The sequence below is a fragment of the Vibrio sp. zbq_1 genome (assembly GCF_043102935.1).
GTDB classification, from domain to species: domain Bacteria; phylum Pseudomonadota; class Gammaproteobacteria; order Enterobacterales; family Vibrionaceae; genus Vibrio; species Vibrio parahaemolyticus.
This window is the reverse complement of sequence record NZ_JBICJH010000031.1, coordinates 49,348-56,414: the sequence shown is the minus strand read 5'-3', so window position 1 is coordinate 56,414 and position 7,067 is coordinate 49,348. Positions and strand designations below refer to the sequence as shown.

Below are 7,067 nucleotides of genomic sequence, written 5' to 3'. Positions count from 1 at the left end.
ATCGACTCACTTCTTCCCTGGAACTTCTCCCACACATAAAAAGCGCCCGTGTGTTCATGGGGCGCTTACGATTGTTTCGACTTTTTCCCTCCTTTAACAATTCGGAATGCTAGAGGATGGAAAGGTACTCTATCAACTCTAATTACACTTGATTACATAGACTTAGGAATACGAAGAGAAGAAAGAGTCACTTTTGAAGCTGAGAATAATCTCGACTTTAGGCTAGGAACTGGAGCACTAAGATACTCGGGCATCGCTGCACCAGGTGACTTAGCTTGCCTAAGCAGAATCTCTGATGACCACTACGAGTTAAGAATAATAAATCAATACCACCACGCATTTAATATGCTAGATAGTCATGCTATTACACATATAGGTAATAGGGGAAAGCGTTATGGCTTTATTGAAACATCTAGATTTATGAGTATTATATGATTACAACAATAGGCACAAAGTGCCTATTGTTTTTAGTATTTTAATCAGGCTTTTGTAATGTGACTAAGGTCTCAACATTGATTGAGTTGGCTTTATGTAGGTCATAACGTTTATAAACATCTAATTTTAAATTTTCTAAAGAAACCCAACCAACACTCTCTGCAATTATTTTCAAGTAATTTGGGGTATCTAAAAGGAATAATTTACCACCTAATGTTGTTTGGTTATGACCAACAACCAAACCAAATTTTCCCTTTGGCTTTAGCATTTTAAGAACATTGGTAAACATTAACTTCATGTCGACAAAATACCTATAGACAACGTATGGCATTGCCTGTCTTCGAAAACCATCAGTATCTCCCAGTGATTTCAGCATATCTAAACATAGTAAATGCAGTTCATCTGGAATACTGTCGGCATTAGTTTCAAGCTGCTCGCGAAGAAAACGTTCTTCTTTTTTCGTCAACTCCCTAGAACCGATCAAATTATTCTCCAAAACTTTCACTTCCTTTGGAGAAGCAAATCCTAACCAAATCAAACTAAGCCGCTGGGTATCAATATAAGGCAAGGCTGTTGCATATGGAGGGCTTGTAATAGCAGCATCAAAATCAACAAAATCAATTAAACTTTCAGCATCCCTAATATCTATATTGAATGCTTTCGAGTTATTCCTAACATTAACCACATAAGGGGAGATAGATTTTACACGCTTTAAAAAGTCTTCCACCTTTGACAACAGTGCATTAAAAAAACAGACTTCGGGTAAAGGAGATTTGCGTCTACGTATGCGAAGATCTGCTGGTTCTTGTTGCGAATAATCACGAATTAGATCACTTGCCACGCAAAGACATACATCCTTTGCTGCACTATTAATACTGGAACGTTCCAACTCATATTTTAGAATTTCAATTTTCTCAAATTGCTCTACATCAAACCATTTTTGAAGATAATCAGTTCGCTCGTTTTTTTCAAAATTGAAATCATATTGCTTGATGTCTATTTTAATCTTTTCAACAATTACCTTGATTTCATTTAACACCAGTTCAGCATCTAAATCCAAAGAAGCTAACTTTGTATTTGTGATATAAACCGCTAAGGGGTTGAAATCAAAACCATTAGACTTCATCCCTATCAACTCACTTTGATAAAGCGTTGTTCCACTACCGCAAAAAGGCTCAAGAACTTTGTCACAAGGTGACAAATCGAATAAATTTGCTATTGCAGATACTATTTGAGGATTAAACTTTCCTTTGTATTCATGCAAACCATGTGCACCATAACGAGTCGTTTGACGTTTTTGCCCGCCCGTCTTATGACAACTTGCTTCGTATATAGCTTGCAATGGCTGTTCAATAAAATAATCCCCATCGTAAACTTCAACACTCTGTATATAAGTTAATCCTTTTACTAACTTATTCAAAAGCTCTATTTTTACATCTGGAACTTCTAATTTATGAAAGCGCCCCTCTGAAGATTCCAAAACATGCCCATCGCATTTAGTTACTAAGCGCTGGACTTCTCTCTCAAGAAGTTCGATTTCATACCCCAATAGTTTATAATTTACATGGTTCAATCTTATTTTCATTTTTTCTGAACCACAACAATCGTTTCTTTTTTAATATTTGCATGAGACAAATTGAAAGACTTTCGATTACTATTCATATTTCTATCAAACCGACCGATAATATTGAATCCTAACTCTTCTGCGCCATCTATAATAAGTTGAGCATTATCAACCACTTCACCATGTATTTTTGAACGCCCTACTACAAATGCAGCATAAGCAGAATCAATTAAAACATCATTAGCCAATGATAAAGTGCCTTTCATTTGATGAAAGAAGTCCTCTGCTGTGTGATGATTTTTCTTGAAAAAATGAGCTCTAGCGCCTATCTCAGATTTTTTCACTGACTGAGGATCAAAATCTAGCCACCACATTCTATATTTATGATATAGCCAGTATTCATAAGCATTTGGATACGGAGGGGACGTCACTAAAAGGCCAACTTTTTGAGTTATGTCATCCTTTGATACTTTCAAAATATCTTTATTTATAATCATTGATGAAGACACACCATCAAAATCAATGAGATTTTGACTTAGATTTATACATGAGATTTCAAATAACGAATATACTTTCTGAGGAGATATATTTTTATCAATCGCAGCATATCGTGTATCACTATCTTGATTAGAAACTTTTACTATAATGCTAGATAAGGCAGCTCTTAAAGCATCAAATATCACGGTATTGTCTCGATATAAGCCAATTGCAGTTTTTAATTTTAGAACTTCAATCTGTATTTCTTTTTTAAACCAATGATCTATATTTGGGATATTACTAAGACTACTCACATCTACTTCAAGCTCTACTGCAACTTGTAAAACATGATGATATGCGTCAACAAAGTCGGTGCTCAATGGCGTTGTTTTTACTCTACTAATCAAGCAAGCTATAGGGTTTAAATCAACCCCGATAGACTCATAACCTTTAGATTGAGCAACGCATAGTGTAGTGCCCGAACCACAAAAAGGATCTAAGATAACACCATCCGGACATCCCAATGTATCTATTATTTGAGAAGGTATCTGAGGAATAAACTTCGCTGGATACGGGTGGATACTATGCAATCCTTTGCTCTGTCGTGAATCTTTGAAATCCCAATCTAGCTCTTTTAATGTTGCTAACATACTCTCTCAAACCAAAGTGAATACTGACGACCAACAACTGATCCTATAACCAGTAGAAAGAAGAAACAAGGGTCGTATTCTCTCTTTTGTTTGCTCAGACCACAACAGGAATTGACATAAACTTTAAGTAGCTGGCAATAACATCATGTATTGTATGGCTATACTTCTAAACGGTTCTTCACCAGCTCGGGGGTATTACAACTTGCAACCACTACGCTACCTTCCAACAATTTCATCTGTGACTCAAATTTCAAACTAATCGACAATCCATTCTAAGTAAATTACATTAGAATGAAGCCTGATCCCACTAAAGGATCAGGCTCTCTATACCGCACATACAGTCAGACCAAATCGTTCACCACCAACTGCTAGGGTAATATCATATTAAATCGGACCTCCTAGCGGAGTTATTTATATGTTTAGTTACACTCGATGAAAAACAGCACCGTTTTGAGAGTTCCCATATCTGGTATGGGTTTCTACTTTCATCAATTGCCCCACTCTCCATACCACACATCAAAATCTCAAAAATCATCGTTCTGTCCCTCCCACTTTCTACACAACCTTATCACTCACACACAAAACCAAGACGAAGCCACACTCATCAGTGGATGAGCTCTGTGGTATAAAGAGGGACGCATCACCCGCCAACAATGCACTTGGTTATAAGAGAACAACGATGAACAATGAAAACAAACCTAACCATGTTGAAGCCATAGATAAAGAACTCGACGAATACTTCCAAGCAGAAACCACCGACCAAACCACAGCATCAACCAGCATTGAACTCGACGCTTTTCTAGCGCAAGAGCAAACCGATGAATACTCAAGTAAAGCTGTCGATGATGAGCTCGACATCTACTTCGAGAATGAACAGCAGTCACCATGGCAAGCTCTCAAAGGTGATGATGAAGCGGTTCACATTGGTATAGACAGTGAGTACGTCTACAACGCCGAAGAAAACCGAAACGACATTCTGTCCTATCAATATTATCTAATCGCAGGTGAGCACCATATGAGTGATGTCGTACTTACCCCCGTTGCTGATGTTATAAAGAAGTCCAGAGCCGCTAACAAAAGTCGTGAAGATGAACTGAAAGCGATTAATCGCATAAAGAAACCACGTAAGAAATTTGAAGAGTTCTTGGTTGAAGTACTCCAAACTGCAATGGGGCGCGGATTCATCACAGGATGGCCAAAGAAAATCTACATCTATGCCCACTACCTTAGAGCTGACATGGTGTCATTCGAAGCGTTCTGGGATACCAGTCAGAAAGCGAAACTGGAAGTCGTCAGAAGCACATTAACCTCCACGCGTGGCGCATACGGCATCGACCTAGACGCAGTGGGTAGAACCAAGCAAGCTTCAGAACCCGTCCACTTTACAGACAAGAATGGAAAGAAACGTGAGAGTCGCGTGCGCTTTGTAGATACTTTACTACTCAGTCCAGGACAAAGCGGACTTGATAACGTCGGTGAACTCATAAAAATTCCTAAAGAAGTGATACCAGAGCCATATAGTAAAAGCCGTATGGATGAGCTTTTGGTCGCAGACGAGCCACTCTTCCTTCGCTATGCCCTACGAGATGCCGAAATAACAGTGAGGTATGGATTCGAGATGCAACAATTTGCCCTCGAAGACATTAAAAAATCACTCAAAGATAAAGTTCCAGAAGAACGGTTAGACAAACTTCAATTTGAACATCTACCATCAACACTGGGTAACTTCTCAGTATCAATCTTCAAAGCACTCACGGGTGATAAAGATGCATTAAACCAAGCACTCGGCATGGAGACCAAAACGATTCAATACTGGAATCAAACAAAAGGTCGTGTCATGCAGAAGAAAGAAACTGTCATCACTGCTGGTCGTCGTATCTTCGAACAATTGGCAATAGACTGCTTCCATGGAGGTAGAAACGAGTGTTACGTGTTTGGTGGTGCAAACTTAGGCGATTACAACGATTTCGATCTTGCTACAGCGTACGTCAATGCCTTAATGGACATTAAACCCGTAGACTTCGAGAAAAGCTTCACTTCAACCAATATCAATGACTATCTCGGTCATAAAATGGGGTTTGCTTACGTTAAGTTCAGCTTCAATAAAGACACTACGAAATTTCCATGCCTACCCGTTAGAACTGACCTCTATGGATTATATTATCCGCTAGAGGGCTACTCTTACTGCACCGCACCTGAAATAGAAGTCGCATATAACATGGGATGTGATATTGAAATTCAGTTCGGAGTGATAGTTCCATGGATTGAAGATAAAGAGCCACTTTTCAAAGGCTTTACGGAACTCATCAGAGAGCAAAGACAAAAATACACGGATGAAGGCGATAAATTCAGAGAGAAGCTCTGGAAGGAGATTGGCAATACACTATACGGTAAATTAGGGCAAGGACTCAAAGGAAAGCGCGGTTTCAACTCATTAGATGGGTTAAGCAAAAATATCCCACACTCTCCTGTTACCAATCCATATTTTGCTGCCAGTGCCACAGGGTTCGTTAGAGCGGTTCTCTCAGAGCAATTAGCAGGGATTCATAAACACCATGGCGACGGAGTTACCGTTGTAAGTGCCACAACAGATGGGTATCTCGTAGACTGTACTGAAGAACAACTCCATGTTTCAGGAACCATTAGCCAACGGTTCAGTAAGATATGCGAGCAAACGGGTGACGGTAAGATGATTAAGCATAAGCACCATGCTAAACAAATCATCGCAATGAAAACCCGTGGACAAATCACTGGTGAATATGGCGATACCGAACCTGTCATAGCAAAAGCAGGCGTTAAGCCACCGGAATCAGCCTTATCATCGGCAAAGGATGAAAATGCTTATATGGTCGAACTGTTCTTAGACCGTTACCCCGGACAGAAGATCCCAAACAACTCATTGATTTCACCTCGTGACATGTACCTTAAAGACATGGACTTGATAGAAATCCAACGAGAAAAGACGCTCAACTTAGAGTTCGACTTTAAGCGTAAACCCGTTAATCCTCGCATGACTAAAATCCGCCATCCTAAAGGTCACATCGTCGAGCATATCTACTTCGATACCGTACCGTGGAAGAACGAGCAAGAGGGACAACAGACTCGCGCATTGTTTGATGGATGGCGACGCGATAACTGTCTTAAAACAATGGAAGATTGGGAGAACTGGATCGACTACAGCAAAACCAAACCACTACTGAAGGGATCATACATCAAGTATGAGGAAGGCGGTTCACAGGGTGCCCTGCTAAAACTCGCGTTAAGAGCTCTATCTAAAGAGAGCTACGGACTCACCAAAACCATTAATGGTAAGAAACTCACTCTCAAACAACTTACTGAACTGTTTAACAATGCAGGATTTAGGATTGCAGATAATGCCATTAGTAATTCACGAGACACAGCCTTCCGTCCTAACGTACTCGCTGCAACCCCAAGACTGATACCACTATTACGTTGGTTAATTGCAACGTTCCCTGACATGGAGATAGAACACTTTTTCCATAAAGACGAACTGGATGAAGTAAAAATGATGCTGAAGGACTCGTGATAGTAGGTAACGATAGCGGAAAACGTGAAGAGAACCGCTTACACACAAACATATAAATGTTTGATTTTAATAAATTATATCAACATAAATGGATGTTATATCTTGATAGGGGATTAGGTTAACGATTTCGTGATGGGATTACTGACGTAATCAGAGGGGAATTGCGTGACCTAATTACACTATCAAGATTCAATATCCATTTTTAGCGCTAAGTTTCTGATAGATAATCAGTTTCTCGATTAAACCCTAGCGATGAGACCGTGATTTTTCGCCAATTAACGTGTTTATTTCCTCCGTTGTCAGTAGTCGACCTTTTCTATACAAGACCTTCGCCCTGCGCTTGAAAATGAATTAATTGTGATGAGCGTCACACTTTAGTTTATTATCAAAATTT

The 7,067-nt window shown here is 39.4% G+C and carries 4 protein-coding genes; 2 read left to right on the top strand and 2 right to left on the bottom strand.

The window, feature by feature from the left end:
• Positions 1–48: 48 nt before the first annotated feature.
• Positions 49–435 (top strand): hypothetical protein, encoded by a 387-nt coding sequence (locus ACF8CV_RS14200; protein ID WP_392417024.1) that lies wholly within the window; start codon positions 49–51, stop codon positions 433–435.
• Positions 436–475: 40 nt separating this feature from the next.
• Here ACF8CV_RS14200 and ACF8CV_RS14195 read toward each other — a convergent pair whose 3' ends face one another.
• Complete coding sequence (locus tag ACF8CV_RS14195; protein WP_138938494.1) at positions 476–2,020, bottom strand: DNA methylase; 1,545 nt, start codon at positions 2,018–2,020, stop codon at positions 476–478.
• Positions 2,017–3,126, bottom strand: a complete 1,110-nt coding sequence (locus ACF8CV_RS14190; protein WP_061871893.1) for a DNA methyltransferase — start codon at positions 3,124–3,126, stop codon at positions 2,017–2,019. Before ACF8CV_RS14190 ends, ACF8CV_RS14195 begins: the two co-directional genes overlap by 4 nt.
• A 679-nt stretch (positions 3,127–3,805) precedes the next feature.
• Between ACF8CV_RS14190 and ACF8CV_RS14185 the strand changes: the two genes are divergently transcribed.
• Complete coding sequence (locus ACF8CV_RS14185; RefSeq protein ID WP_138938495.1) at positions 3,806–6,673, top strand: DNA polymerase; 2,868 nt, start codon at positions 3,806–3,808, stop codon at positions 6,671–6,673.
• Positions 6,674–7,067 lie beyond the last annotated feature (394 nt).